This window comes from Paenibacillus glycinis (genome assembly GCF_009909185.1).
Classification (GTDB): Bacteria; Bacillota; Bacilli; order Paenibacillales; family Paenibacillaceae; genus Paenibacillus_Z; species Paenibacillus_Z glycinis.
In genome coordinates this window covers 1-25,937 of the sequence record NZ_JAAAMV010000019.1, presented here as the reverse complement: position 1 = coordinate 25,937, position 25,937 = coordinate 1, and the positions used below count along the sequence as shown (strand labels likewise).

23 protein-coding genes and 1 riboswitch are annotated in these 25,937 nt (G+C 56.9%); of the genes, 13 read left to right on the top strand and 10 right to left on the bottom strand.

Features of this window, described 5'->3' with window-relative positions:
• Positions 1-57: 57 nt before the first annotated feature.
• Complete coding sequence (locus tag GT019_RS20080) at positions 58-273, top strand: YezD family protein (RefSeq protein ID WP_161744985.1); 216 nt, start codon at positions 58-60, stop codon at positions 271-273.
• A 181-nt stretch (positions 274-454) separates the two neighbouring features.
• Here the strand turns inward: GT019_RS20080 and rsgA are convergent, their stop codons facing one another.
• Together rsgA and GT019_RS20070 are read right to left on the bottom strand one after the other, a co-directional pair.
• Positions 455-1,660: a ribosome small subunit-dependent GTPase A gene (gene rsgA / locus GT019_RS20075; protein ID WP_235948751.1), complete on the bottom strand. Its 1,206-nt coding sequence runs from the start codon at positions 1,658-1,660 to the stop codon at positions 455-457.
• A gap of 421 nt (positions 1,661-2,081) precedes the next feature.
• Positions 2,082-2,228: a YqzM family protein gene (locus GT019_RS20070; protein ID WP_161744984.1), complete on the bottom strand. Its 147-nt coding sequence runs from the start codon at positions 2,226-2,228 to the stop codon at positions 2,082-2,084.
• Positions 2,229-2,426: 198 nt separating this feature from the next.
• On the opposite strand from GT019_RS20070, the gene uvrC reads away from it, so the two are divergent.
• Complete coding sequence (uvrC, locus tag GT019_RS20065) at positions 2,427-4,433, top strand: excinuclease ABC subunit UvrC (protein WP_161744983.1); 2,007 nt, start codon at positions 2,427-2,429, stop codon at positions 4,431-4,433.
• Here the strand turns inward: uvrC and GT019_RS20060 are convergent.
• Both GT019_RS20060 and GT019_RS20055 read right to left on the bottom strand, forming a co-directional pair.
• Positions 4,402-6,036 (bottom strand): CPBP family intramembrane glutamic endopeptidase, encoded by a 1,635-nt coding sequence (locus tag GT019_RS20060; RefSeq protein ID WP_161744982.1) that lies wholly within the window; start codon positions 6,034-6,036, stop codon positions 4,402-4,404. The two genes, uvrC and GT019_RS20060, sit on opposite strands and share 32 nt — an antisense overlap.
• A 296-nt stretch (positions 6,037-6,332) precedes the next feature.
• On the bottom strand, positions 6,333-7,226 hold the full coding sequence (locus tag GT019_RS20055; protein WP_161744981.1) for a LysR family transcriptional regulator: 894 nt from the start codon (positions 7,224-7,226) through the stop codon (positions 6,333-6,335).
• A gap of 288 nt (positions 7,227-7,514) precedes the next feature.
• Here GT019_RS20055 and GT019_RS20050 point away from each other — a divergent pair, with 288 nt between their 5' ends.
• The 4 genes from GT019_RS20050 to GT019_RS20035 all read left to right on the top strand — a co-directional run bounded on the left by GT019_RS20050 (position 7,515) and on the right by GT019_RS20035 (position 11,375).
• Entirely contained in the window at positions 7,515-8,186 is a 672-nt protein-coding gene (locus GT019_RS20050; RefSeq protein ID WP_161744980.1) for a succinate dehydrogenase cytochrome b558 subunit, read from the top strand.
• Between the two features lie 24 nt (positions 8,187-8,210).
• A complete protein-coding gene (gene sdhA, locus GT019_RS20045; protein WP_161744979.1) occupies positions 8,211-9,959 on the top strand; it encodes a succinate dehydrogenase flavoprotein subunit in 1,749 nt (582 codons plus the stop codon).
• 14 nt (positions 9,960-9,973) lie between these two features.
• The gene (sdhB, locus tag GT019_RS20040; RefSeq protein WP_161744978.1) at positions 9,974-10,738 is read left to right on the top strand and encodes a succinate dehydrogenase iron-sulfur subunit; all 765 of its coding nucleotides are present in this window, start codon (positions 9,974-9,976) and stop codon (positions 10,736-10,738) included.
• Between the two features lie 268 nt (positions 10,739-11,006).
• Entirely contained in the window at positions 11,007-11,375 is a 369-nt protein-coding gene (locus tag GT019_RS20035) for a DoxX family protein (RefSeq protein ID WP_161744977.1), read from the top strand.
• Between the two features lie 188 nt (positions 11,376-11,563).
• Here the strand turns inward: GT019_RS20035 and GT019_RS20030 are convergent, their stop codons facing one another.
• A complete protein-coding gene (locus GT019_RS20030; RefSeq protein ID WP_328804003.1) occupies positions 11,564-11,872 on the bottom strand; it encodes a winged helix-turn-helix transcriptional regulator in 309 nt (102 codons plus the stop codon).
• 270 nt (positions 11,873-12,142) lie between these two features.
• Between GT019_RS20030 and GT019_RS20025 the strand changes: the two genes are divergently transcribed.
• Entirely contained in the window at positions 12,143-13,009 is an 867-nt protein-coding gene (locus GT019_RS20025) for a DUF695 domain-containing protein (RefSeq protein WP_161744976.1), read from the top strand.
• Here the strand turns inward: GT019_RS20025 and GT019_RS20020 are convergent.
• From GT019_RS20020 to GT019_RS20010, 3 genes are all read right to left on the bottom strand, one after another.
• Positions 12,974-13,885 carry an EamA family transporter gene (locus GT019_RS20020; RefSeq protein WP_161744975.1) on the bottom strand — a complete coding sequence of 304 codons (912 nt, stop codon included), beginning with the start codon at positions 13,883-13,885 and terminating at the stop codon, positions 12,974-12,976. The two genes, GT019_RS20025 and GT019_RS20020, sit on opposite strands and share 36 nt — an antisense overlap.
• Before the next feature lie 164 nt (positions 13,886-14,049).
• Positions 14,050-14,859 (bottom strand): histidinol-phosphatase, encoded by an 810-nt coding sequence (locus tag GT019_RS20015; RefSeq protein WP_161744974.1) that lies wholly within the window; start codon positions 14,857-14,859, stop codon positions 14,050-14,052.
• Between the two features lie 11 nt (positions 14,860-14,870).
• Positions 14,871-15,773 (bottom strand): LysR family transcriptional regulator, encoded by a 903-nt coding sequence (locus GT019_RS20010; RefSeq protein ID WP_161744973.1) that lies wholly within the window; start codon positions 15,771-15,773, stop codon positions 14,871-14,873.
• Positions 15,774-15,959: 186 nt separating this feature from the next.
• Here GT019_RS20010 and GT019_RS20005 point away from each other — a divergent pair, with 186 nt between their 5' ends.
• On the top strand, positions 15,960-17,231 hold the full coding sequence (locus tag GT019_RS20005) for an MFS transporter (RefSeq protein WP_161744972.1): 1,272 nt from the start codon (positions 15,960-15,962) through the stop codon (positions 17,229-17,231).
• A gap of 61 nt (positions 17,232-17,292) precedes the next feature.
• Positions 17,293-17,946 (top strand): metal-dependent hydrolase, encoded by a 654-nt coding sequence (locus GT019_RS20000; RefSeq protein ID WP_161744971.1) that lies wholly within the window; start codon positions 17,293-17,295, stop codon positions 17,944-17,946.
• Between the two features lie 61 nt (positions 17,947-18,007).
• Here GT019_RS20000 and corA read toward each other — a convergent pair whose 3' ends face one another.
• Positions 18,008-18,943 carry a magnesium/cobalt transporter CorA gene (gene corA / locus GT019_RS19995; RefSeq protein ID WP_161744970.1) on the bottom strand — a complete coding sequence of 312 codons (936 nt, stop codon included), beginning with the start codon at positions 18,941-18,943 and terminating at the stop codon, positions 18,008-18,010.
• 504 nt (positions 18,944-19,447) lie between these two features.
• A riboswitch (SAM riboswitch) is annotated at positions 19,448-19,554 on the top strand.
• A 92-nt stretch (positions 19,555-19,646) separates the two neighbouring features.
• Between corA and metA the strand changes: the two genes are divergently transcribed.
• The 4 genes from metA (at position 19,647) to mqnC (ending at position 24,264) form a co-directional block, all read left to right on the top strand.
• Entirely contained in the window at positions 19,647-20,564 is a 918-nt protein-coding gene (metA, locus tag GT019_RS19990) for a homoserine O-acetyltransferase MetA (RefSeq protein WP_161744969.1), read from the top strand.
• A 46-nt stretch (positions 20,565-20,610) separates the two neighbouring features.
• Entirely contained in the window at positions 20,611-21,771 is a 1,161-nt protein-coding gene (locus tag GT019_RS19985; protein ID WP_161744968.1) for a PLP-dependent transferase, read from the top strand.
• A 4-nt stretch (positions 21,772-21,775) separates the two neighbouring features.
• The gene (locus GT019_RS19980) at positions 21,776-22,957 is read left to right on the top strand and encodes an aminotransferase class I/II-fold pyridoxal phosphate-dependent enzyme (protein WP_161744967.1); all 1,182 of its coding nucleotides are present in this window, start codon (positions 21,776-21,778) and stop codon (positions 22,955-22,957) included.
• 173 nt (positions 22,958-23,130) lie between these two features.
• Positions 23,131-24,264 (top strand): cyclic dehypoxanthinyl futalosine synthase, encoded by a 1,134-nt coding sequence (gene mqnC / locus GT019_RS19975; protein WP_161744966.1) that lies wholly within the window; start codon positions 23,131-23,133, stop codon positions 24,262-24,264.
• A 164-nt stretch (positions 24,265-24,428) separates the two neighbouring features.
• On the opposite strand, the gene GT019_RS19970 is transcribed toward mqnC, so the two are convergent.
• Positions 24,429-25,544 (bottom strand): GGDEF domain-containing protein, encoded by a 1,116-nt coding sequence (locus GT019_RS19970; protein ID WP_161744965.1) that lies wholly within the window; start codon positions 25,542-25,544, stop codon positions 24,429-24,431.
• Positions 25,545-25,937: the final 393 nt, after the last annotated feature.

Genomic DNA, 25,937 nt, shown 5'->3' with positions numbered 1-25,937 from the left:
CGACGTCGGTGCCGGGGCTGCGGGCGGAAAAGTATATCAACCTAGGAGGGGTTTATGATGGCGAAGCCAATCGTGTTGGATCAAGAATGGTTAGAGCGCATTGCAACGCAGGTGAACGGGCTTGAATACGGTTCGGTTCTCATTACCGTTCATGACGGCCGCGTCGTCCAGATCGACAGAACCGAGCGCAAACGCTTCGAGACGAATGCCGCGAAGCAATCCCAGCCGCAGGCGCAGAACGGCAATGACAAGCTTAAGGCAGTAAACGGCTAGCCCGAGTGGCGGCCGCACACATAAAAAGCGTCCATTTGCCCGGCGAATAAGCCTTGCATATGGACGCTTTTTCGCCGTGCATGAAGATCTAGCCGCGCATGAGGATCTAGCGGAATATAAGCACGCTGCATGCAGCGTGCTTATGTTCATCATCGGGGCGTACGCGCCGTCCTGTTAGAGGTCAATCTTGCTCCATCGATCTGCGAACGTCGTTCGTTCGCGCGCCTTGCCGTTTATCCGCGCTTTTCTTGGCGCGCATCGTCACGGACTTCTCTTTGCGCGCTTGGCGCGCGAGCTCGCGGCCGGTCTTCTTGTAGCTGGCGTAGCGATGCTCGTCGAGCGTGCCGTCGCGAAGCGCATTTTTGACGGCGCAGCCGAGCTCCGCTTCATGCCGGCAGTCGCGAAAGCGGCATGAAGCGGCGAGCGCTTCGATTTCGGCGAAAGCTTCCTGCCAGCCGGATTCCGATTCCCACAGCTGCAGCTCCCGCATGCCGGGCGTATCCATCATGATGAAGCCGCCGGGAAGCGGGAACAACTCGCGGTGCGTCGTCGTATGGCGTCCCCGCGCGTCGTCCTCGCGGACGCCTTGCACCGTTTGCCGCTCTTCGCCCGCCAACCAATTGAGCAGCGTCGACTTGCCGGCGCCGGACGAACCGGTGACGGCGATGGTGCGGCCCGGTTGGAGATAAGGCAGCAGCGCCTGCCTGCCTTGATCCTCGATGGCGCTTACCGCGTGCACCGGTACGCCGGGGGCAGCCGACGCCACCTCGGCGATCCGGCTCTGCACGTCCTCGCACAAGTCCGCTTTCGTCAGCAGCACGATCGGCGCGGACCCGCTCTCCCAGGCGGCAACGAGGTAGCGTTCGATTTTGCGGACGTTATAGTCGCCGTTAAGCGCGTTGACGATGAACAAAATGTCGATGTTGGTGCCGATCACCTGTTCCTCCGGCACGCTGCCCGCCGCTCTGCGGATCATCGCGGTGCGGCGCGGGAGGACGCCGTGAATGACGGCGCGGCGCTCGCCGGGCAGCGGCTGCGCGACGACCCAGTCCCCGACGGCCGGGAAATCGCTGCGGGAGGCGGCCTGAAATTGGAATTTGCCGCTTACTTCCGCGGAGAACTCGCCTTCGCCCGCGCCGATGCGGTATTGATTCGTGAACTGTGCCGTGACGCGGGCAGGCACGAGTCCGCCGATCGGTTTGGGTGCCGCATCGAACAGATGCTGCCACTGCGAGCTCCAGCCCAAAGCCCGAAGCGTCGGGTCGCTTGCGGCGGCATTGCCGGCGTTAATATTGTCAGCATCCCGGCATTCGCCGAAATTGGTTGGTTGTTCGGATTGTTGCTCGAGATCTGGGCTTGCGGAATGGCCGTTTGGCATGAATTTCAAATCGGATAACCCCTTTTATATTGAAATTGGAATTGGTTTGGATGCGAACACGTGTTATACGAACGACAAAAAGACCGCAGGAGAGGAGCTCCCGCGGTCTGCGAATGAAGGACAGGCTGCCGATGTGACGGCAGCGACATCCTCCGAACGACAGAAAAGCCGCAGGAAACCGGAGCATCCGGTTCCCTGCGGCTACTGTAAGAACGACGAAATAACGCCGTTCCTTCTATGATTCGACCGAGACCGATGCGTATGCGATTTCCGTTATCGAAACAATCGAAGTAAAGTTCACCATACGACATCAGCCTCCTCAAGTAGTTGTTGTTGCCATTTTATGCCGAAGCGGGCCGTTTGTCAACGGCAGGCTTCCAAATAACGAAAATGACCCTGCTCCGGCTGGCTGCCGAAACAAGGCCAATGATTACGATATCGCGAATTTAATGATCACCGCAACGGCGAAAATAACGAACAGAATACCGAAGAACCCGCCGAAGCCCATTGCGACGTCGAACAAATCATCGCGAGGCTCCTCATTTAAATGCTCGCGTGGATCTCTTACATTTTCCATGTATTCATTTTCCTCCTCTGGGGCGACATTGCTCCCCATAGTATACCCAACTTTCAGAATAATTGTAAAGGCGCAGAACGTGACAAAATTGAGGACGATTTCAGCTTGCGAGCCGATGGCCCGCCCACTTCCGCCGCCGCAAAACGAACGTGCGTGTGGTACAATAAGAGTCAACGAAAGTCCGGGAGGAGGACGAGAATGGGGGAACACCAAGCAAACGAGACGGCCGCCGACAGGCGTCTCGCGGAAGAGCGGATACGCAGCAAGCTGGCGCTGCTGCCGGATCAGCCGGGCTGTTATTTAATGAAGGACGCCGGCGGAACCATCATCTATGTCGGCAAAGCGAAGGTGCTCAAGAATCGCGTGCGGTCGTATTTCAACGGCAGCCATAACGGCAAGACGCTGCGGCTCGTGTCGCTGATCCGCGATTTCGAATATATCGTCACGTCCAGCAACATGGAGGCGCTCATCCTGGAGTGCAATCTGATCAAGCAGTATCACCCGAGATACAACGTGCTGCTGAAGGACGACAAGTCGTTTCCGTATATCAAGATCACGAGCGAGGCGCATCCGAAGCTCGAGGTGACGCGGCGCATCGTGAAGGACAAGGGCAAATATTTCGGTCCGTATCCGAACGCGTTCGCTGCCCAGCAGACCAAGAAGCTGCTCGACCGGCTGTATCCGCTGCGCAAATGCGGTACGCTGCCGGACAAAGTGTGCTTGTATTACCACATGGGCCAATGCGTGGCGCCTTGCGAATTCGACATCGCGCCGGGCACGTACGAGGCGATGGTGCAGGAGATCACCCGTTTCCTGGGCGGCGGCCACGACGAAGTGAAGAAGGCGCTGCAGTCCAAGATGGAGGCCGCGGCCGAACAGATGGAGTTCGAGCGCGCGAAGGAATTCCGCGATCAGATCATCGCGATCGACGCCGTCATGGAGAAGCAGAAGATCACGATGAACGACGCGATGGACCGCGACGTGTTCGGATTCTCGGTCGATAAAGGCTGGATGTGCGTGCAGATCATGTACATGCGGCAGGGCAAGCTGATCGAACGCCGGGCGACGATGTTTCCGTATTACGGCAATGCTTACGATGATTTCATGACGTTCGTGACGCAGTATTATTCGGAGAACCCGGCGCTGCCGAAGGAGGTTTTCCTGCCGGCGGCGCTGCAGGCAGGCGAAGCGGGACTGGAGTCGGAAGGCGACGCCGAGGCAGCGCCCGCCAGGCTGCCGGACCCGATAGCGGCGGAGTCGCGGGAATCCTACATGGAAGGCGACGCCGCGCTTGAGTCCGCGCAGGAGGACGAGGCGGGGGATGCCGACAACCATGCAGCCGGCTCGCCGGAGGAAGAGCTGCGGAATTCCCTGCAAAAATGGTTGAAAGTGAAGGTGTTCATTCCGCAGCGCGGGCGCAAGAAAGACGTCGTCGCAATGGCCGTGCACAATGCCAAGATGACGCTGGAGGAGAAATTCAAACTGATCGAACGGGATGAGGACCGCACGTTCAAAGCGGCCGAAGGATTGGCCGAAGCGATCGGAATGGCGCAGGTCAGCCGTATCGAGGCATTCGATAACTCCAACATCCAAGGCACGGATCCCGTATCGGCGATGGTCGTCTTCACGGACGGCAAGCCGGATAAGAAGGAATACCGCAAGTACAAGATCAAGACCGTCAAAGGCCCGGACGATTACGAGACGATGCGGGAAGTCATCCGCCGGCGCTACGAACGCGTGCTGAAGGAAGGCCTGCAAATGCCGGATCTCATCATCGTCGACGGCGGGCGGGGACAGATCTCCGCCGCGCTGGACGTGCTGGAGAACGAGCTCGGCTTGCTCGTTCCGGTATGCGGCCTCGTCAAGGACGCCAAGCATAAGACGGCGCAGCTCATGACGGGCGATCCGCCCGAGGTCGTTCCGCTCGCCCGCGACAGCCAGGCGTTCTACCTGCTGCAGCGGATCCAGGACGAGGTGCACCGTTTCGCCATCACCTTCCACCGCGAGCAGCGGGGCAAGTCGATGGTGGCGTCGCGCCTGGACGCGATTCCGGGCATCGGCGAGAAGCGCCGGAAAGCGCTGCTGAAGCATTTCGGCTCGATCAAAAAAATAAAAGAGGCCGGAATCGAAGATTTCCGGCCGCTGTCCATCGGCGAGAAGCTCGCCGCGCAAATTATCGAAGCATTGAGGGAGGAGCCGTCCTAGACGGTCTCGGCCGTCTTTTTTTGTCCCAGATCCGGAAGAGCCAAGCGATCGGAATCGGCAGGACGATGTAGACGATGCCGACCAGCACGTCGCCGGCGTCGCCCATGAACATCAGCGAGATGGCCATCATGGTGCTGTCGAACACCGCATGCGCGAACAGCACGGTAATGAAGCCGAAGCGCAGGAACATGAAGCTGAAGACGAGGCCGATGATCGTCAACTCCAGCAGCCGGGTCGTCGACGGGAAGATCGGATACGTGACATGGCCGAGCGCCCAGATGATCGTCGGAATCAGCGAAGCGACGAACGAATTTTTGAACCAGCGCTTCATCAGCCCGATGCCGAACAAGCGGAACACGGCTTCTTCCGAGATGGCGGCGCACCAGGCGAGCAGCGGGAAGGCCCATGGGATCGCCAGGTTGTACGTCGATTGCGTCACGTCGGTCGTGGCCCAAGAACCGTACACCTTCATGAGGACGATGAAAATGATCGTCTGCAGCCCGAGCAGCGCGAAGGCGGTCAAATAGCCGAGCCACATGCTGCGCCATACGTATTCGCCGTAACCCGACTGGCCGAAGCGCGGCCACAGGTTGCGCCCCATCGATTTCCACAGGCCGTCTCCGCCGACGAGCGAGAAGTACACGGCCAGCGCCATGACCACGGTAACGAGGCAGGTGACGATGACGGCCGCGGCCGCGAGCACGTTGCCGTCGGTCGATTCGCCGTAACCGGCCAGCAGTCCGTCCTTCATATTGATGTCGTTGACGAGATACATGCCGAGGAACAGCAGGGAAACGACGATTCCCCGCAGGAACGAGCTGTGTTTCCGGTAAAGCGACGCATAGATGATGGCCAAGATAAACAGGACGAACGAGAGGAACAAGCTGCCGATGGTCGATAAATAATTCGCAAGGCTTTTCTGCTTGTTCACGTAGTCGGCATAGCTGTCCGGCACGACGTAATGCGGCTTGAACGAAGTGATCCTGAAGCTGCCGTCCGTCAGCTTCTCGCTGCGAATGTCGATCTGCAGTTTTGCTTGCCCGACGTCGGAAGCCGTTTGTTCGAAGACGATCCGGCCGGTATCCGGATACGTCCGGTAGACCTTGAGGTTTGCCTGGTTATAGCCCTTGGAAGCGGCGAACGACAGCGCGGTATCGGTCAATTCCTTGCCTTCGGCGGGCGAAGCCTGCGATTCGTTCAGCCTGTTCCAGGCGACGACCGTGCCTTTCTGCATGTGGATATAGACGAATACGACGCTGTCGTCCGGCATGTCGGCGGTGACTTGAAAGGTGTCGGTCGGCAGCGTTTTGTCGTATTTGTCTTCATAGCTGCGGGTCAGCTTGTTCTTCTCCAGGTAGCCGTATAGCAGGCTGTCCGATTGATGGACGGCGTGCACGCGCTCGGGCCGGCTCGCGAACTGCTTCTGCACGAAGGCCGCCGCCGTTTCCTCCGCCGCGCTCTTCTCGATGACCGGCTCGCTGTTGCTGGAGAAGAACGAGTCCGCCGTCGAGGGGATGATTTGAATGAGCAAATAAATAAGGAGTCCAATTCCGGCCAACCAACCGTACAATGTCCAATTCGGCTTTAGCTGCAACGAATCCATCCGGCACCTCGTTCGTTCAAATTCTTCGATCGCGATCGCATACTAGCTTACCTTAACATAACCCCGGCAGGATTATCCATGCTTTGAAGCGGCGCCGCAGGCCGTCCCCGCGGCAGTAACGCTTGTCATATTCATATTCGCGGAATCGCGGCATTAACACGTCAATCGGAAGCGGGGAAGACGAAAATCCGTTCCTTCTTATCATCGGCCGCGCCGCGGGAATCATCCATGGTATTGGATACGAAAATTGGCAAACAATAAAGACAGGACCCCTGCGATCCTGTCTCTATTCCAGTTTATACTTGCTTGTAATGGGAAGCCATCTCGTCGATCCACAGCCGAACCGCGGGACTCATGCTTTCCGAATGATCGAAAATGAGCGAAGTCGTGCGTTTCGACTCCTCGAGTTCCGGGATCGGCACGACCTGCAGGTCGTTGTCGGCCAGCATCTGCGGGCGCAAATACGATTTGGGCAGGAGCGTCGCGGCGCGGCACGTATGCAGCAGCCGAAGTATGGCCTCGAACGAGTCGATTTCCATGCGGACGTCGGGCAGCAGGCGGTATTTCTCGAACAGCTCGTCCGTGAGGATCCGGTACCACGTTCCCTTGGAGAACAGAATCATCGGCAGGCCGTTCAAATCGGTGATGACCGGCGCGTGTTTCTCCATTATAAGATGGTTGCGCGGCAGCACGAGCACGAGATGGTCGTCGAAGAGTGGGACGCAATTGAGCTGCGCGTCGTCGATCCGGGAGGCGACGATGCCGAGATCGGCCTTATGCTCGCGAACGAGGGTGACGATTTCATGCGTTTTGCCGGTAATCGCCTTGATGTCGAGCTCGGGGCTGTGCGCGGTCAGCGCCTGGATCAGATCGGGCAGCGACGTCTGCAGGGTCGTCAAGCTGGCGCCGATCGTGAACGTGGTGCGTCCGGTATGCTTGTATTCCGCGAGCAGCTTGAGGAACCGCAGATGCTGCTGACCCGCCTCCACCGCATAATCGTACGTAAGCTGGCCGATGCGCGTCAGCTCGAGCCGCTTGCCGATCCGGCGGAAGAGCAGCGCGCCGAGCTCCTGCTCCAGCTTGGCGATTTTCCGCGAAAGCGCGGGCTGGGAGAGGTTCAGCGCGGCTGACGCTTTGTTCATGCTGGACTGTTCGACGACGACGGCGAACATATTCAATTCTTCGAGCATAGGGGAGATTACCACCTTCGTTTTAAGGTACATATGCAAATTGGTTATAACTTTTAATGAATAATAAGCAATTCCATTATAAGCGCAAAAGGAGTATCATGTGAAATGTGACCATTATGTGTAAATCGTTATTTGAGCTGGATGGATTTTCACGCGTATCGATTTCCGTCCTGATTACAGGGAAGAAACCTTGTTGACGCCTTTTTGGGCGAGGGTTACAATGGAGAATGGTTTTGGCGAATAATGGCGAATGCAACCCCACAGTTTGGAAAGGAGAACGTTTACGTTATGAAAGGAAATTCGTATTTATCGCGCAAGATCCACTCCTTGCTCGGAGTTATCCCGCTCGGCCTGTTCCTTATCGAACACATGATAACGAACTATTCGGCTTACGAGAAGGGGGCGCAGGGGTTCAAGGACAGCGTCAAGTTTTTGAACGATCTGCCGCTGGTCTTCTTCCTGGAGCTGTTCGGCATCTGGCTGCCGCTGCTGTTCCACGGGGTATATGGCCTGTACGTGGCATACCAGTCCAACCTGAACACTGGCCGATTCCAATACGGCCGCAACTGGGCGTTCATGCTGCAGCGGATTTCGGGCGTGATTACGTTCATCTTTATTTTCTGGCATCTGTACCAAACGCGATTCCAAGTCATGATCGGCAACGTCACGCACGAGCAGCTTGGCGACCAGATGCATACGATCACGTCGAACGGCTTCTACTTCGTGCTTTACATCATCGGGGTTATCGCGGCGACGTTCCACTTCAGCAACGGCATGTGGGCATTCCTTGTCAGCTGGGGGATCACGATCGGCCCGCGCGCGCAGCGCATTTCCTCTTTCGTTTGGCTGGGCGTTTTCGTCATCGTGGCGGCCTTGTTCCTGCTGTCGCTCGTGTCGTTCCGCGGCGACGAATTCAAAGAGGCGGCTTCCGCTGCCCTGCAAATGACGAATCTCGTTTAAGTTCAAGACAAGGAGTGAAAAGGAATGGCTAAAAATAGAATTATTGTCGTTGGCGGCGGTCTCGCCGGCCTAATGGCTACGATAAAAGCCGCGGAAGCCGGCGTGCACGTCGACCTGTTCTCGGTCGTGCCGGTCAAGCGGTCGCACTCCGTCTGCGCGCAAGGCGGCATCAACGGCGCCGTGAATACGAAGGGCGAAGGCGACTCCACCTGGGAGCATTTCGACGATACGGTATACGGCGGCGACTTCCTGGCGAACCAACCGCCGGTCAAAGCGATGTGCGACGCGGCGCCGGGCATCATCCACTTGATGGACCGGATGGGCGTCATGTTCAGCCGTACGCCGGAAGGCTTGCTGGACTTCCGCCGTTTCGGCGGCACGCAGTATCACCGCACGGCATTCGCCGGCGCCACGACGGGCCAGCAGCTGCTGTACGCGCTGGACGAGCAGGTTCGCCGCTGGGAAACGGCCGGACTCGTGACGAAGCGCGAGCACTGGGAATTCATGGGCGCGATTCTGGACGACGACGGCATCTGCCGCGGCGTGTCCGCGCAAGACTTGCGCACGATGGAGATCCATACGTTTTCGGCTGACGCGACCATTCTCGCTTCCGGCGGCCCCGGCATTATTTTCGGCAAAACGACGAACTCCGTCATCAACACGGGGACGGCCGCGAGCGCGGTGTACCAACAAGGCGTCTATTACGCGAACGGCGAATTCATCCAAATTCATCCGACCGCGATCCCGGGCGACGACAAGCTGCGCCTGATGTCCGAATCCGCGCGCGGCGAAGGCGGCCGGATCTGGACGTACAAAGACGGCAAGCCTTGGTACTTCCTCGAAGAGAAGTACCCGGCGTACGGCAACCTCGTGCCGCGCGACATCGCGACGCGCGAGATCTTCGCGGTCTGCGTCGACGAGAAGCTCGGCATCAACGGCGAGAACATGGTGTACCTTGACCTCTCCCACAAAGATCCGAAAGAGCTGGACGTGAAGCTCGGCGGCATCATCGAGATCTACGAGAAGTTCACGGGCGACGACCCGCGGAAGATTCCGATGAAGATTTTCCCGGCGGTTCACTATTCCATGGGCGGCATGTGGGTCGATTTCAACCAAATGACGAACATCCCGGGCTTGTTCGCCTGCGGCGAGTGCGAATATCAATACCACGGCGCGAACCGTCTCGGCGCGAACTCCCTGCTCTCCGCCATCTACGGCGGCATGATCACGGGACCGAAAGCCGTCGAATACATCAAAGGCCTGAAAAAATCGGCCGACGACATCTCCTCCTCGGTCTTCGACAGCGAGAAGAAACGTCAAACCGACAAGTACGAAAGCATCTTGAAAATGGACGGCACCGAGAACGCGTACGTGCTGCACAAAGAGCTTGGCGAACTGATGACGAACAATATGACGGTCGTCCGGTTCAACAAGCGTCTGGAAGAAACGATCGCGACGATCAAGGATCTGAAGCAGCGCTACAAGAACATCAACATCAACGATACGGCGCGCTGGAACAATGCCGGCGTGGCGTTCACCCGCCAACTGTGGAACATGATGGAGTTGTCCGAAGCGATGACGCTGGGCGCCCTCATGCGCAACGAAAGCCGCGGCGCGCATTACAAGCCGGAATTCCCGGAACGCAACGACGAGGATTTCCTGAAGACCACCAAAGCCAAGTGGACGGCCGAAGGCCCGCAAATCTCGTACGAGGAAGTCGACGTCTCGCTGATCACGCCGCGTAAACGCGACTACTCCAAAGACAAATCATAGGAAGGAGAATAACGATGGCGGAAACAGCAGTAGCAACTAAAACGGTTAAGCTGGTCATTACGCGTCAAGACGCTCCGGATTCCGCGCCGTATACGGAAGAATTCGAAGTTCCGTACCGCGCGAACATGAACGTAATCAGCGCGCTGATGGAAATTCAGCGCAACCCGAAGAAACGCGACGGACAGAAAACGGCTCCGGTTTGTTGGGAATCCAACTGTCTGGAGGAGGTCTGCGGCGCGTGCTCGATGGTCATCAACGGCAAACCGCGCCAAGCGTGCAGCTCGCTGATCGATCAGCTGGAACAGCCGATTCGCCTGCAGCCGATGAGCACCTTCCCGGTCGTGCGCGATTTGGTCATCAACCGCGAGCGCATGTTCAACGCCTTGAAGCGCGTCAAAGCCTGGATCCCGATCGACGGCACCTACGATCTCGGTCCCGGCCCGCGCATGGCGGAAACGAAGCGCCAATGGGCTTATGAGCTGTCGAAATGCATGACCTGCGGCGTCTGCCTGGAGTCGTGTCCGAACGTGAACGACCGCAACAGCTTCATCGGTCCGGCGGCGATCTCGCAAGTTCGCTTGTTCAACGCGCATCCGACGGGCGAAATGAACAAGGAAGAGCGTCTGGAAGCCTTGATGGAAGACGGCGGCATCGAAGGCTGCGGCAACTCGCAGAACTGCGTGCGCTCGTGCCCGAAGGGCATCCCGCTCACGACTTCGATCGCGGCGATCAACAAGGATACGACGAAGCATTTGTTCAAGAAATGGCTGGGCATGTAAGCTCCGGTTTGGCGATGGGCGCTCCCGTGGTGCTCCGCACCAAAGTCGCGCCCATTCGCCAAACCTGCGCGGCAGGTTTATAAGAAGCCGTTCCCGGGTACCTCGGGAACGGCTTCTTTTCATATTCGGAAAGGTCGGTTCCGTTAGAAAAGCCGCATAGTTTCGAAAATGCTTAAAGGCTCCGAAAATGTGCCCTCTTCTCAAGAACGGATCCTAGGATACATAATGAAGAGCGAAACCCAATAATATCCTGGGAGTGATTCGAGGCATGTCGATAGTAAGCCTTGTTTTGCAGATGGTTTTGATTCTGGCTTTCCTCTTGGGCGGCGGCATGAACGTTGCGGGCGTTAAAGCGCAAATCGAAGCCTTCGATCATTTGCGGCTGCCTCAGTGGTTTCGCGTCGTGACCGGTCTGTTTCAGTTAATCGGGATCGCCGGTCTGGTGATCGGCTTCTGGAAGCCGGGAATCCTGGCATGGGCCGGAGCCTGGTTCGCCGTCATGATGCTGATTGCGGTCGTTGCGCATGTTCGGGTCAAGGATTCGTTCGGCAAAGCGCTGCCCGCGCTCGTGCTCGCGATTATTGCGATCGTTCTTCTTGCCGCCAACGCCGAAGGCTTCCGGCGTCCGTTTTCGTAGGCAGTTCTATCGACCTTGAACGGATGTATCGACGACAAAGAAGCCCTCGCATATAATGCGAGGGCTTCTTTGTCAGAACAAGCTTGCTGTTATCGCCAAGGTTATCGGTTAAGTCTTTCATTGTCTACTTGACCGCGGATAACCGCGGGGACCCGCTATGAAAGCAAAGCCGCGTCACGTTCGGCGGCTTAGCACCAGTGTTCGCCCCAATCTTGAATGGATCGGATAACGGGCTCCAGTCCTCGCCCTTTCTCGGTCAATTCGTATTCGATCCGGACGGGCATCTCCGGATAGACACTCCGTTTGATGATATCGGCATGCTCCAATTCCTTCATCCGGTCCGTAAGCATTTTGTCGCTCATTTCCGGAATTTGTTCCTTGATTTCCTTGAACCGTTTCGGTCCGCCCAACAGAACCCGTATAATCAAGCCGGTCCATTTTTTTCCGAGCATCTCGGTTGCGCATTCATACTTTGGGCACATTTTGGATAAATCCACGTTATCACCCCTCTTTGCTGCCTCTATTGTAACACAGGAGGTTTTGTAAAGGGAATGGATAAAGGGCTTCCAACGAAGAAATACTTTTTATTTTTCGCCAACTATATTAAAGTAAGTCCGTGCTCGATCAAAGATTATGAAAATAGTGCTCACGAACTACGCGCGCGATGCCGAAATATTTTCTAGTACGCGGCGGAAGTCGGACTGCTATAATAGTGGGAAACAGTACGAGCTAAGGAAGCCGTTCATAGGACGGTATCGAGGTGCGCAATGACAGACAATTGGGGATTCTACGAACGTCGCGCAGGCAACGAGCAGATGCGGGTTCTTGTGAATATTGGATATAAAGGCACGGCGCCGCCGGCGGATTATTCGGAGCTCCTTTCCGTTACCGTCAATCTGTATCCGGTTCGCGAGCGAAGCCGCAATAACAAGCAGGTTATCGTCCAGCTGGAAGAGCTGGAATCGAAGCTGGAGCATTGGCTGAAACGCACTGCTGACGCGGTGTATATCGGACGCATCAACGCGGCGACGAGGCTGGAGTTTTACTATTATTTGGCCGGGGGGAAGCTGAGCGGGGAGACGCTGCGCGCGTGGCTGGACGAACAGTGGCCGCATCGGGCGCAGTCTTACATTAAGCCGGATCCCGAATGGGAATTTTACCGATTTCTGCTGCCGGATTCGCTCGAGGAGCTGTTCGTTCACAATGCGCAGATGATCTACGCGCTGATCCATAAAGGCGACAAAATCGCGGAGCCGCGCAACGTCTACCATTGGCTTTTATTTCGCGCGGACGAGGACCGGATCTCCATGGAGGCGCTGCTGCAGAAGCAGGGATACGTCATCGAGAAGGAAAAGGAAAGCCAACCGGAGCAGGAGTATCCGTATCCGCTCGTCATCAGCAAGTACGAGGACGTGCGGCTGGATACGATCAACGCGCGCGTGCGCGAGCTGCACCGGCTGCTGGACGGAAGAGACGGCAGGTACGATGGATGGGGTTCCGCGATGAAGCTGTCGGCCGCGAACCGCTTTCGCCGTTACATGAGACGCGGCAAGGAGTCGGCCCAATCGACCCTGCGAAGGGTCTTCTCGCGGGGACAGTCACAATCGAATCAGAATCAGCCCGGCAAACGTTAAGACGAAGGCGGACCACTGCAGCGCGTTCAAGCGTTCGCGGTACAGGACGATGGCTCCCGCGGCGACGACAAGGCTGTTCGCGGCAAAGATCGGCCCGGCGATACTGGCTTGTCCCGTTTGCAGCGCCACGGCGTACAGCTGCAACCCGGCGTATGAGAAGAGACCGGCGAGCAGTCCCCATTTCAACCCGACGGCATTCGCTCGGCTGCTGCGATCGAGCGTTGACGCTTGCAGGCTGTGTGCGCCTAACTTGCCAAGCGATCGGACCTGCGTCCTTTCCCTGGCGGCAACCCAGGCGAATCCGCCGAAGGAGAGCAGGTACGCAACGAACAACACCGGCGTTCCGCCGAGTCCCATTTCTTCGGTGACCTTCAGCCCTCCGTTGCGCAGCGCGAACAGCAAAATGCCGAGGCCGACGTACAGGTGCCACTTGGGGCGAATCGCCGTTTGCTTCCCGCCGAATTTGACCGAGATCAGCACGACCGCCGTGAGCAGGAGCAGCACGCCGGCCAGTTCGAAGCCCGTCAATGCTTCGTCGTAGGCGAAGGTGCCAAGCGCGATGACCAAGACGATGTTCATGTTCGTGAGCGGCGAAGTGAGGCTGGCCGGGCCGCACGCCAAGGCTTTCATGAACAAGGCGTTGCCAAGCGCCGATCCGGCGCCGATCAATAATCCCGCGATCCATATCCGCGGATCGTTCAACGCGCCTCGCAGCGTATCTTCGACCAAGCCGTGCACGCCGAAACCGGCCGTGCCGGACAAATAAAGTCCCAGAAACAAATAGGCGGACGAACCGCCCTGCATCTGGGACACCTTCATCCACCAGCCCGCAAGCCCGAAGAGCAAAGCGCTGCTGACGGCTGCCGCAAACCACATGAGGATTCACCTTTCTGCCGGGCGCGCGAATATTTGTCATACAACTGCAATGTTCCTGTTATCGTCCCTTTACATTCGTGGGGTAAGATACTGACCAAGACCCCCTTTTGATTATATATGTGTTTGGACCTGCGGTGTGCAGGTCCACTTTTTTTTGTCCGGCCTTATAACGGGACGACGACGGGCTGCTTGTTCTTGTAGTACTGCCAATGCTTGAAGCCGATTTCCTTCAATCGCTTCGCGACAAGCTCCCAATCTTCGCCGACGCGCCTCGGCTTGTGCGCGTCGGATCCGAAGGTGACCGAAACGCCGTAATGGCAGGCCCGCTCCAATATCGCATCCGACGGATACCAGCCGCCGACGTCCTTCGTGCCCCCGGACGTATTGATTTCGATGGAGGCTTTACTGTCGGCGATCAGGCGAAGCGCCTCATCGATGGCGTCGTCCGCCATAATGTCCGAGAACGCCGGGTAATAGCCCTTCATGGCGTCGATATGGCCGAGCACCTGGAACATGCCGCTCCGCGCGGATTCGCCGATCAACTTATAATAATGGCGTTTTTCGTCGATCTTGCTCTCCTCCGACAAGCCGTTCCAGCGGTTGCGGTTGAAGATGCTGACGCCGCGCGACTGATGCACGGAGCCGATGATGTAATCGAACGGATATTTGGCATAGGTGTCCCGATAGAGCACCGCATGCTCGGGGAAAAAGTCCGATTCGACGCCGAGCAGGACGTCGATCTTGCCTTCGTACTTGGCTTTCAGACGCAGCACTTCGTCGACGTAATGGGCAAATTCGCTCTTGGCCATCGCGATGCCGGGATTCAGATGATCGCGGTCGCTCGCGAAGAACGGGGAATGGTCGGATATGCCGATGACGCCGAGACCGGCCTTCAGCGCGGCTTTGATGTAATCTTCAATGTTGTCGTCCGCGTGTCCGCACCGGAAATGATGCGTATGTAAGTCGAATTTCATGAGATCCTCTCCTATTCGCTGCTGATGAATTGATCCTCGGGCATGCCTTTCAAATCGCTCAGAAATTGCTGCATGGCGGAGTTGATGTACCTCCCCGACTTATAGACGAGTCCGACGGGATGACTCATGTCCAGCTCGCCGACCTTGATGCGTTTCAGCGTGCCGAGGCGCACCTCGTTGGCAATGGACAGCTTGGAGACGACCGCGGCGCCGAGATTGATTTCCACCATCCGTTTGACTTCCTCGCTGCTGGACAGCTCCATGACGATATTGGGCTGAAGGTTGTATTTCCGGAAGATCTGATCCAGGAACCGGCGTCCCAGCGTATCGGGCGACAGCATGATCATCGGGATGTCCTTGAGCGATTCCACCGTAGTATGCTTCAAATCGCTCATGGGATGCTCCGGCGCGACGACCAGCTCGTACGTGTCGTAATAGAGAATCGAGGTTTCCACGTTCGGATTGCGCTCGTTCAGGTACGTGATGCCGATATCGACGCTGCCGTTCTCCACGCTCGTCATGACGCCGGAAGAGGGCATGGAATGAATGGTCGTTTTGATGAGCGGAAATTGATTTTGAAAATAGGACAGCACGCGCGGCAGAATTTGAATGGCGATCGAGGAGGTGGTGCCGAGCACGATATGCCCCTGCGGCGTCTGGTTGAGATCGGACAGCTTCTGCTTGAGCTCCTCGACGATGGCGAGAATCCGTTCGGCATGATCCAGAAAGACTTGTCCGCGGTCCGTTAACGTCACGGGCTGATTCCGATCGATTAGCACCGCCTTGAACTCGTCCTCGAGACTTTTGATCTGAGCGGATACGGCCGGCTGCGTCAGATTGAGCAGTTCACCCGCTTTGCGGAAGCTCATCGTTCGGGAAATCGTCAATAACGTCTCAAGCTGGTTAATGTTCACGGAATCCCTCCCAATCCATCAAAGATTTTTATCACAGTACCATACTATTATAAATGATAAACGAAGGAACAGCAAAGCGCGGAAGGACCGGGGCGGGCTTAACAATACCTTTAAAAGGAATCTCGGGACCTTCGTCGAATGGTCTCGGTAGAGATGAGACAAAAGCGCTATGAAGGAGAGAACCGCATGAACCCAAAGGCAGTCAGAAGCTGGATGATGTACGATTGGGCGAACTCCGCATTCGCGACGACGATCATGGCTGCGGTCATGCCGGTGTTTTACAAAGAGGTTGCCGGCAAGGGGTTAGCGGGAAATACAGCGGAATCGTACTGGGGGTACACGCAGACGATCGCGATGTTGTTCGTTGCCGTGCTTTGTCCGATTTTGGGCGCGGTGGCGGATTATACGGGATCGAAGGTGCGTTTCCTGTCGGCTTTCATGTTTCTTGGCGCGGCGGCGTGCATCGGCATGGCCTTCATCGGCGAGAACGGCTGGCTGCTCGCTTCGATATTGGTCATCATGGGCACGATCGGATTTGCCGCTTCCAATACGTTCTACGACGCGCTGCTGCCCGACGTCTCGACGCCGGACACGATGAACGCGGTTAGCAACAAAGGATACGCCATGGGCTATCTGGGCGGCGGGTTGCTGCTATTGGTTAATCTTGTTATGATTACTTCATTTGGCACGTTCGGCTTTCGGGATTCGACGGCCGCCTCGCAAACCGTCTTCGCGATGGTCGGCGTCTGGTGGATCGTCTTCTCGCTGCCGGTCATGCGGAACGTCAAGGAAAAGGCAAAGGACAAGGCTTCCGGTTTCGGAGAAACGATGAAGAACGGGCTCAAGCAAGTAAAAGGAACGATCATGACTTTAAAGCATTACCCGGAGCTGCTGAAATACATGGCCTCGTTCTGGTTTTTCAACGACGGGATCAACACCGTCATCGTCATGGCGACCATTTACGGCAGCGGCATCGGGATCGAAACGAACGACCTGATCGCGGCGCTGCTCATTACCCAGTTCGTCGGCTATCCGAGTACGCTGTTATTCATCAAATTCGCCTCGCGGATCGGGATCAAGAGATCGATCTACAGCTCTCTTGTGGTCTACATACTGATCGTGATATTAGGTTTCTTCATGACGAGTGCGATCCATTTCTACCTGTTGGCCGCATTGGTAGGCGTAGTGCAGGGCGGGAGCCAGGCGACGGCCAGATCGTTGTATGCCGAGCTCGTTCCGCCGTCGCGGACGGCGGAGTTTTTCGGCTTCTTGAGCCTGTCGAGCAAATTCGCTTCCGTTGCGGGGCCGTTCGTGTTTGCGAAAGTCGGCTCGATAACCGGATCCAGCCGTTACGGAATCTTGGCCTTGCTGGCATTCTTTATTGTCGGAATCGCGATTCTCGTCTACGTGGACGTGGAGAAGGGGCGCAAGGAAGCGCTCGCGGGAGAAATGGTTTAATGGCTTATTGACTTATGAGAAACGCGTGCACCGGAGTCAGTCACCAAGAGAGGGGAAACACATGAAAGGAACGACGCATTTGGCGATCGGTACCGCGATCGGCGTTGCCGCGGCCGCCAGTCATCCGTTCACCGCGAAGCATGCCGCGCTATATGTTGCGGCGGCGGCGTTCTCGGCGCTAGCCGCCGATCTGGACGGCACGAACATGCTGAGCGGCAAGCTGAACCGCACGGCGAAGTGGATTCACGCGCTCTTGTTATGGGGCGGCGTCGCGCTCTGCGGCACGACCGCGTATGCGTACGCGGCGAAAGGTATCCTGCACATCGAATGGGCGGTCGCGGCGGGAGCCGTGCTGCTGCTCGGCTTGGTGCTCAGCAACGGGGCGATCCGCAACGCGCTCGTCAGCGCGATCGGCGTGGCGCTGCTCTACGGCGGTTTCACGGGCGGGATGAGCTGGCTGATCGGCCTCGGCGTGTACGTGGCATGGGTACCGTGGTTGAATCACCGGGGGCTCAGCCATACGGTATGGGCCGCCGCCGGCTGGTGGGCGATCGGACATGGACTGGAAGGTCAGATCGGCTTGGACGGCATCGCCCAGACGGCGTTATGGGGTTATTTGTCGCATTTGCTTGCGGATACGTTGACGCCGAGCGGCGTCAAATGGCTGTACCCGCTGACCAAGCAAACGTTCAAGCTGCCGCTCGGCAAGCTGTAGGCAAGGCGGATACGAAAAAAGCTCTCCAGGACGATGAGGTCCGAGGAGAGCTTTGTCGTTGTCAGAGCCATTCTTTCTTGCGGAAAATAAAGAACATGCCGAATCCAAGCAGAAGCATGAATGTTAATAGGACGTACGAGCCGCCGTGCATATGAAGACCGGGAATATAATCGAAGTTCATCCCGTAGATGCCGGTGATGAAGGTAAGGGGCATGAAGATCGTCGTCAGCGCCGTGAACACGCGCATGATTTCATTGGCGCGGTTGGCGAGGCTCGATTGGTACGCCTCCCGCAAGTTGCCCATGAGGTCGCGGTACGTCTCGAACGTCTCGGAGATTTTCACGGCGTTCTCGTAGATATCGCTGAAGTATTTTTGAAGCTGGTCGTCGATCAGCTTCAGATCTTTTTTGTTGAGCGTCGCGATGAGCTCCTTCTGCGGACCGAGTACTTTCTTCAGCCACAGGATCTCGCTTCGCAGACCGATGATTTCGTTCAGATGCGATTTCTTCGTGTGCATGAGTATGGCTTCTTCAAGGCTTTCGATGCGCACCTCGATGCGGTCGCCGACGAGGAAATAATTGTCCACGACGATATCGACGAGATGATAGAGGAAATGATCGGGACGGCTGACCTGCTCCTCCAGCAGAATCGGTTTCAACGTGCGCAGCTCGTTGATTTTTTGTTTCGTAACGGTGATGATATAATGGCGTCCCAGAAAAATGTTCAGGGCCCGCAGGAAAATTTCTTCGTCGTCGAACCGGATGCTGTTGATCACCAAAAAATAATGGCCTTCGTGAATTTCGATTTTCGGCCGCTGCTCCTCTTCGCTCAGACAGTCCTCGACTGCCAGTTCATGGAGCGAGAACAACGGCTGCAGTACCGTAAGATCGTCGACGTCCGCGTCGATCCAATAAAAGCCTTCCGCAGGCGGAATCGTTGCGGCGGTGATGTCCTCGATCGGTTTGAATACGCCTTGCGTCACGTGACGGATTTTCATCCGCGCTCCTCCTCTCTTGCCCTAGTTGATCGTTCCCCGGATGCCGGCATGAGGGAGGGAGCATGTGCGAATACGCCTCTCGGGCCGTTATTCGCCGTATCGCCGCGCGTTCGCGGAGTCGTTTGACGAATAAGGCCGGGTCGGCGCAAGCGGACAGACTGGCATTCCGACATACCGGTTATCAATGCGGAAACACGCATTCTCGCTGCGGACATGCGCATGCCGAATGCGGTCGCTCGCAGGCCTCGGGTCGCCTTCCATATTCGTAAACACTCCTTTATACGTTCAATTTTATGCGATTTCGCGCATAATCCTTGTCTAGTATACTCCGACAACGACTTTCCATACAAGAAGAAAAGCAGCGGGTTTCCGCATGTAATACCATATGCGGGGAAAAGCCTATGGTTACGCGTAATTTGGCGCCCGAAGCGGGGACGCTTGACGGAATTGAAGGAATGATTTAAAGTATTCCCATAGCATGATTTCTAATTAAATAAGCAAGCTTTCTTATCAAGAGCAGGCGGAGGGACTAGCCCGATGAAGCCCGGCAACCGGCGTGAAGACGCACGGTGCTAATTCTTGCGGAAACGTAGGTTTCTGAGAGATGAGAGGCGCATGAACGATACTGTTATGCCCCTCTCTGCGGAGAGGGGCTGTTTTCGTTGCGCTCCTCAAGAAAAAAACATAACAGGAGTGAGTAGCCATGCCGATCAAAATACCCGATCAATTGCCCGCGAAAGATATTCTCACGGAGGAGAATATCTTCGTGATGGACGAGAGCGTAGCCTATCGTCAGGATATCCGTCCGTTGCGGATCGCGATTCTTAATCTGATGCCGACCAAGGAAGTGACCGAGACCCAGCTGCTGAGGCTGATCGGCAATACGCCGCTGCAGGTGGAGGTCGTGCTGATCCATCCGAAGACGCACACGTCCAAGAACACGTCCTCGCAGCATTTGGAGTCGTTCTATAAAACGTTCGACGACATCAAGCACGAATATTACGACGGCATGATCGTGACGGGAGCTCCCGTAGAGACGCTTCCATTCGAAGACGTGAACTATTGGGAAGAACTGAAGGACATCATGGACTGGTCGACGCGCAAGGTCACCTCGACGTTCCATATCTGTTGGGCCGCGCAGGCCGGGCTTTACCATCATTACGGCATTCCGAAGCACGATCTGCAGGAGAAAATGTTCGGCGTCTTCCCGCATCAGGTGGAGAAACGCAACGTGCCGCTCATGAGAGGCTTCGACGAACAATTCCTCGTGCCGCAGTCGCGCCACACGGAAGTGCGCCGCGAGGACATCGAAGCGGTCGGCGACCTGGACATTCTATCGTATTCCCCGGATGCCGGCGTATACATCGTCGCTTCCCGTAACGGCAGGCAGATCTTCGTAACGGGGCATTCCGAGTACGATCCCGCCTCGCTCAAGTCGGAATACGACCGCGACCAAGCGAAGGGCATGGACATCGACATTCCCAAGAACTATTATCCGAACGACGATCCGTCGAAACAGCCGTTGTCGACTTGGCGCGCGCACGCGAACCTGCTGTACTCGAACTGGCTGAACTATTACGTGTACCAACAGACGCCTTACGATTTAGGGGCGGGCATTTAAGAGGCAGGCAACCACCATTTAATATAGAAGAGGGAGACTGCAGCACATGAAAATCGAAAGCCGCTTGGCGCAAATTGGATCCATTAAAGAGCCCGTCACCGGGGCCGTAAGCTTCCCTGTTTATCAATCGACCGCGTTCCGCCATCCGCGACTGGGAGAGAGCACCGGATTCGATTACGCCCGCACGAAAAGCCCTACGCGCACCGTGCTCGAAGAAGCCGCGGCGGAGCTGGAATCCGGCGACGCCGGGTTTGCCTGCAGCAGCGGCATGGCTGCCTTGACGACGATTTTCTCCCTGTTCAGCCAAGGGGATCATCTCCTCGTGTCTCTCGACCTGTACGGCGGTACATATCGCCTGCTCGAGCGGATCATGAGCCGCTTCGGCGTCACGGCTTCCTACGTGGATACCAACGACGTCGATGCGCTGAACACGCTCTGCACGCCCGCGACGAAAGCGATCCTGATCGAAACGCCGACCAATCCGCTGATGATGATCACGGATCTGGAGCGCGTCTGCGCGTGGGCCAAGTCCAAAAACCTGCTGTCGATCGTGGACAACACGCTGCTGACGCCGTTCTTTCAACGTCCGATCGAGCTCGGGGCCGATATCGTCGTGCACAGCGCGACCAAGTACCTCGGCGGTCACAACGACGTGCTTGCCGGCTTGATCGTCACCAAAGGCAAAGAGCTCTCCGATCAGATGGCGTTCCTGCACAACTCCCTCGGCGCCGTGCTCGGTCCGCAGGACTCCTGGCTGCTGATGCGCGGCATGAAGACGCTGGCCCTGCGCATGGAGCGCCACCAATCCAACGCGACCGCGATCGCCAACTGGCTGCTCGCGCACGAAGCCGTCGATGAAGTCTTCTATCCCGCGCTGCCGCATCATCCCGGCCATGAGGTGCAGAACCGCATCTCGTCGGGCAATACCGGCATCTTCTCGTTCCGTTTGAAGAACGCGGCTTACGTCGAGCCGATCCTGCGTCACATCCGGCTGATCGCGTTCGCCGAGAGCCTGGGCGGCGTCGAGTCGCTGATGACGTACCCCGCCGTGCAGACGCATGCCGATATCCCGCTGGCGATCCGCGAGCAGATCGGCGTGGACGACCGTCTGCTCCGCTTCTCCGTCGGGATCGAGCACCAAGACGACTTGATCGCGGACCTGGCGCAAGCGTTCGAAGCGGCCAAACGCGAAATCGGGGAGGCGTAAACGAATGGCGGAGCAGCAATCCAACACGAACAACGAGAAAAAGCCCGAAACGAAATTCGCGACGAAGCTGATCCATTTCGGCTCCGAGATCGACGAGCATACCGGCGCCTCCAGCGTGCCGATCTACCAAGCGTCGACGTTTCATCATCACGATATATTCAATCCGCCCGTTCACGACTACAGCCGTTCGGGCAATCCGACGCGCCAGGCGCTCGAAGACTATATCGCGCTTCTTGAGGGCGGCGTTCGCGGATTCGCGTTCGCATCCGGCATGGCCGCGATCTCGACGGCGTTTCTGCTGTTCTCGAACGGCGACCACGTCATCGTGACCGAGGACGTTTACGGCGGCACGTACCGGCTCCTGACGACCGTCCTCAGCCGGCTCGGCATCGATTCCACGTTCGTGGACATGACGGACTTCGAAGCGGTGAAAGCGGCGCTGAAGCCGAACACGAAAGCGGTGTTCATGGAAACGCCGTCCAACCCGACGCTCAAAATCACCGATATTGCCGAGATCGCCGTTTGGGCGAAGTCGCACGAACTCATCACGCTGCTCGATAATACGTTCATGACGCCGTACCATCAGCGTCCGATCGAGCTCGGCGTCGACATCGTGCTGCACAGCGCGACGAAATTCCTCGGCGGCCACAGCGACGTGCTGGCCGGACTGGCCGTCGCGGCGAACGAAAGCCTCGGCCGCCGGCTGAAGCAGCTGCAGAACGGGCTGGGTACCGTGCTCGGCTCCCAGGAATCGTGGCTTCTGATGCGGGGCATGAAGACGCTGAAGGCCCGGATGGAGCAGAGCGAGCAGAGCGCGCGCAAGCTGGCGGAATGGCTTAACGGCCACGCGGCCGTGACGCGCGTGTATTACCCGGGCCTGGCCGATCACCCGCGCCGCGACGTTCACGAGAAGCAGTCCAAAGGCTACGGCGCGGTCGTGTCCTTCGACATCGGCGACGGCGAACGCGCGAAGGCCGTCCTGAGCCGCGTGAAACTGCCGCTCGTGGCGGTAAGCTTAGGCGCGGTCGAGAGCATCCTGTCTTATCCGGCCATGATGTCCCATGCCGCCATGCCGCCTGAAGTGCGCCATGAACGCGGCATCTCGGACGGGCTGCTGCGCTATTCCGTCGGCCTGGAAGACATCGACGATCTGATCGCGGATTTGGATCAGGCGCTGAAGGGTTAATTAGCCTCAAATAAAGCAATACGCGGCTGTCCGGGTGGACTAGCCGCGTTTTTCTTGGCGTTGGCGGAGATTTGCTTATCCGCATGCGATATGACGGCCATTCGCGTTTATGGTAGTATAAGTTGAAGCCTGCCGGTGTAACGGAAATGTTGACAGAGAAGGAGGTCTCCGCATTGCAGATCATCGATCGCATTTTAGATAAAGCATTGCAAGGAGAACGAATCGGATTGGAAGAATGCGTGACGCTGTTCGAATCCGATGAAATCGAGAAAATGGGCCATGTCGCCAATCAGCTGATGATGAGGCGCCATCCGGATCCGATTACGACGTTCGTCATTGGACGAAATATCAATTATACGAACGTGTGCGACGTGTACTGCCGGTTCTGCGCGTTTTACCGCGCGCCCGGCTCGAAGGAAGGCTACGTGCTTTCGGACGAGACGATCCTGCAGAAGATCCAGGAAACCATTGACGTCAACGGGACGGAAATTCTCATGCAGGGCGGCGTCAACCCCGATCTGCCGTTCTCGTATTACTTGGACTTATTGCGTAAAATCAAACAGCATTACCCGACGATTACGATGCATTCCTTCTCGCCCGCGGAAATTCAGAAGATGGTCACCTTGTCGGGGCTGTCGCTGGAGCAGGTGCTTCGCGAGCTGAACCAGGCGGGACTCGACTCTTTGCCGGGCGGCGGCGGCGAAATTCTGGACGACCGGACGAGGAAGAAAATCAGCCGTTTGAAGGGGTCGTGGACGGACTGGATGGACGTCATGCGGACCGGACATAAACTCGGCATGAATTCGACGGCGACGATGGTCATCGGCTTCGGAGAAGAAATGGAAGAGCGCGCGCTTCACCTGCTTCGCGTCCGCGACGCGCAGGACGATTGCATCGCGAACGGGTACGATTCCAAAGGCTTCCTGGCGTTCATTCCTTGGACGTTCCAGCCGGAGAACACGAACATGAAGCGGGAGAAGGCTACGCCGGAGGAATACTTGAAGACGCTGGCGATCAGCCGCATCACGCTGGACAACATCGACAATTTCCAATCCTCGTGGGTAACGATGGGACCGGAGATCGGCAAGCTGACGCTCTCCTACGGCTGCAACGATTTCGGCAGCACGATGATCGAAGAGAACGTCGTCTCGGCGGCGGGCACGACGCATAAGGTCAATATCGGCTCGACGCTGCAGATCATCCGCGAAGCGGGCAAAATCCCGGCGCAGCGCAACACGCGTTACGAGATCCTGAAGGTATACGAAGGATCCGAGCAAGCGCAGAACGATTTTATCATGCAAAACTAAACGCATAGCAGAGAATGAAAAAGCTTCCGCCCTGGGCGGAAGCTTTTTTGCGTTTGGGGCGATAAGCGGTAGCTATCGCGTTTAAGGGGGATGCGGTGGCTGTTGCGTTAAAGGCTTTATTATGCGTTTCAAGTTGCTGCTGAGGCGGGTTGCCGCTCGCGTTTTTAGGCTAATTGGCTTTGACTGTCGTGGGGATCGGAAGCGACGATCGTCCGGTTCTTGCCGGTGTTCTTCGCCTTGTACAGGGCGGCATCGACGCGATTGAAGAAGTGCTCCTTGCCCTCGCCCGTCGAATACTCCGCGAAGCCGACGCTGACGGTGACGGGCTTGCCGTTCAAGCTGCTGTGCGTGACTTTGGCGATCTCCTCGCGCATCCGTTCCACGATGGCATGGGCTTCGCCATGCGGCTTGTCCGTGTACAGGACGGCGAATTCTTCCCCGCCGTACCGGGCGACGAAATCATTCGTGCCGGCATTGGTCCGGATGATGTCGGCGACGGATTTCAGCACGGCGTCCCCTGCGCGATGGCCGTACGTATCGTTCACCTGCTTGAAATTGTCGATGTCCACGATGGCCAGCTGCAGAGGCAGGTGATTGCGTTCGTTCTGGTCGATCAGCCGCTCGAAATACTCGTGGAACGTAATGTGGTTGTAGAGATCGGTCAATGCGTCGGTCTTGGCCAGCTTGTCCATCCAGATCGTCTTCACGAGCAGCTGCTGGTGCGACTCGAAGTAGGATTTCAGATGCTCGAGCAGCTCTCTTCCGCGGCTGAGGATCCCCCATGCCACCAGCGAGTATACGCTGAACATGACCGTAATGGTAGTTAGTCCGGCGAGCGTGATGTTCTCGTTGACGAGATCGTTGGTCCAATACAGCAGGTACAGCGCAGAGAGCGTGTTGATCAAGGCAAACGCCAGTTTTTTGAGCTGAAAGTAGAAGATCGACACCATGACGGGCAGGAAAAGCGCGAGCAGCAAGTAGTTCAGGGAGTTGTGTATGTACACGATGATAAAGGAAAGCACGGTGGAGATGAAAATGAGGATATAGTCCTGGTATTTGCCCTTCAGAAATCGGAGCATGGACTCGGCAAACAGGATCGTGACCAGCTGCAGCGCGGACGGCTTGATCATGTAATTGCGGATAAACTCGCCTGGAGGTTCTTCCGTTATGGTCAAGTAAAGGCATTCCAATACGATCGTGAGCACCAAAATGAACCAGAACCCGTTGAGCAGCATACGGTTCCAGCGATATCTATTATAGTTAATCGACTCATTGTCCAATGCATTCACTCCGTATAAGAAGGGCTCTGTTTAGGCTCAATATACCACAATTCACCTATCATTCCAATCCCCGCACAAGGCAGCCAGAGCATACATCGTATATATGCTTTCCCTGAACCATATACTGTTATGGAAGCCCGACTTCGCGTTTTTATGCCTCGAATCGACGGTTCGTCCGGCAAAAACCAGCTGTGCTTCAAGCTTGATACAGCCGGAAGAGCCCTCGCTTGAGCTTCCGTAAATCTCATGCGCGCAGTCTCGCCGGCTCCATTAATTCAAACCATAATGACCCTGAAATATCGCGGCAAAGCATGAGCAGAAACGAAGCAAATGCTTTCGAAGCAGTTTTTGCTTCACATGGCCGAAGAGCACTCGGCCCACAAGCGCGCAAAA

What these genes read in the sequence shown, in the direction of transcription:
- GT019_RS20080 (WP_161744985.1), top strand. Translation starts at nt 58, where the DNA reads ATGGCGAAGCCAATCGTGTTGGATCAAGAATGGTTAGAGCGCATTGCA.
- GT019_RS20070 (WP_161744984.1), bottom strand. Translation starts at nt 2,228, where the DNA reads ATGGAAAATGTAAGAGATCCACGCGAGCATTTAAATGAGGAGCCTCGC.
- uvrC (WP_161744983.1), top strand. Translation starts at nt 2,427, where the DNA reads ATGGGGGAACACCAAGCAAACGAGACGGCCGCCGACAGGCGTCTCGCG.
- GT019_RS20060 (WP_161744982.1), bottom strand. Translation starts at nt 6,036, where the DNA reads ATGGATTCGTTGCAGCTAAAGCCGAATTGGACATTGTACGGTTGGTTG.
- GT019_RS20055 (WP_161744981.1), bottom strand. Translation starts at nt 7,226, where the DNA reads ATGCTCGAAGAATTGAATATGTTCGCCGTCGTCGTCGAACAGTCCAGC.
- GT019_RS20050 (WP_161744980.1), top strand. Translation starts at nt 7,515, where the DNA reads ATGAAAGGAAATTCGTATTTATCGCGCAAGATCCACTCCTTGCTCGGA.
- sdhA (WP_161744979.1), top strand. Translation starts at nt 8,211, where the DNA reads ATGGCTAAAAATAGAATTATTGTCGTTGGCGGCGGTCTCGCCGGCCTA.
- sdhB (WP_161744978.1), top strand. Translation starts at nt 9,974, where the DNA reads ATGGCGGAAACAGCAGTAGCAACTAAAACGGTTAAGCTGGTCATTACG.
- GT019_RS20035 (WP_161744977.1), top strand. Translation starts at nt 11,007, where the DNA reads ATGTCGATAGTAAGCCTTGTTTTGCAGATGGTTTTGATTCTGGCTTTC.
- GT019_RS20025 (WP_161744976.1), top strand. Translation starts at nt 12,143, where the DNA reads ATGACAGACAATTGGGGATTCTACGAACGTCGCGCAGGCAACGAGCAG.
- GT019_RS20020 (WP_161744975.1), bottom strand. Translation starts at nt 13,885, where the DNA reads ATGTGGTTTGCGGCAGCCGTCAGCAGCGCTTTGCTCTTCGGGCTTGCG.
- GT019_RS20015 (WP_161744974.1), bottom strand. Translation starts at nt 14,859, where the DNA reads ATGAAATTCGACTTACATACGCATCATTTCCGGTGCGGACACGCGGAC.
- GT019_RS20005 (WP_161744972.1), top strand. Translation starts at nt 15,960, where the DNA reads ATGAACCCAAAGGCAGTCAGAAGCTGGATGATGTACGATTGGGCGAAC.
- GT019_RS20000 (WP_161744971.1), top strand. Translation starts at nt 17,293, where the DNA reads ATGAAAGGAACGACGCATTTGGCGATCGGTACCGCGATCGGCGTTGCC.
- corA (WP_161744970.1), bottom strand. Translation starts at nt 18,943, where the DNA reads ATGAAAATCCGTCACGTGACGCAAGGCGTATTCAAACCGATCGAGGAC.
- metA (WP_161744969.1), top strand. Translation starts at nt 19,647, where the DNA reads ATGCCGATCAAAATACCCGATCAATTGCCCGCGAAAGATATTCTCACG.
- GT019_RS19985 (WP_161744968.1), top strand. Translation starts at nt 20,611, where the DNA reads ATGAAAATCGAAAGCCGCTTGGCGCAAATTGGATCCATTAAAGAGCCC.
- GT019_RS19980 (WP_161744967.1), top strand. Translation starts at nt 21,776, where the DNA reads ATGGCGGAGCAGCAATCCAACACGAACAACGAGAAAAAGCCCGAAACG.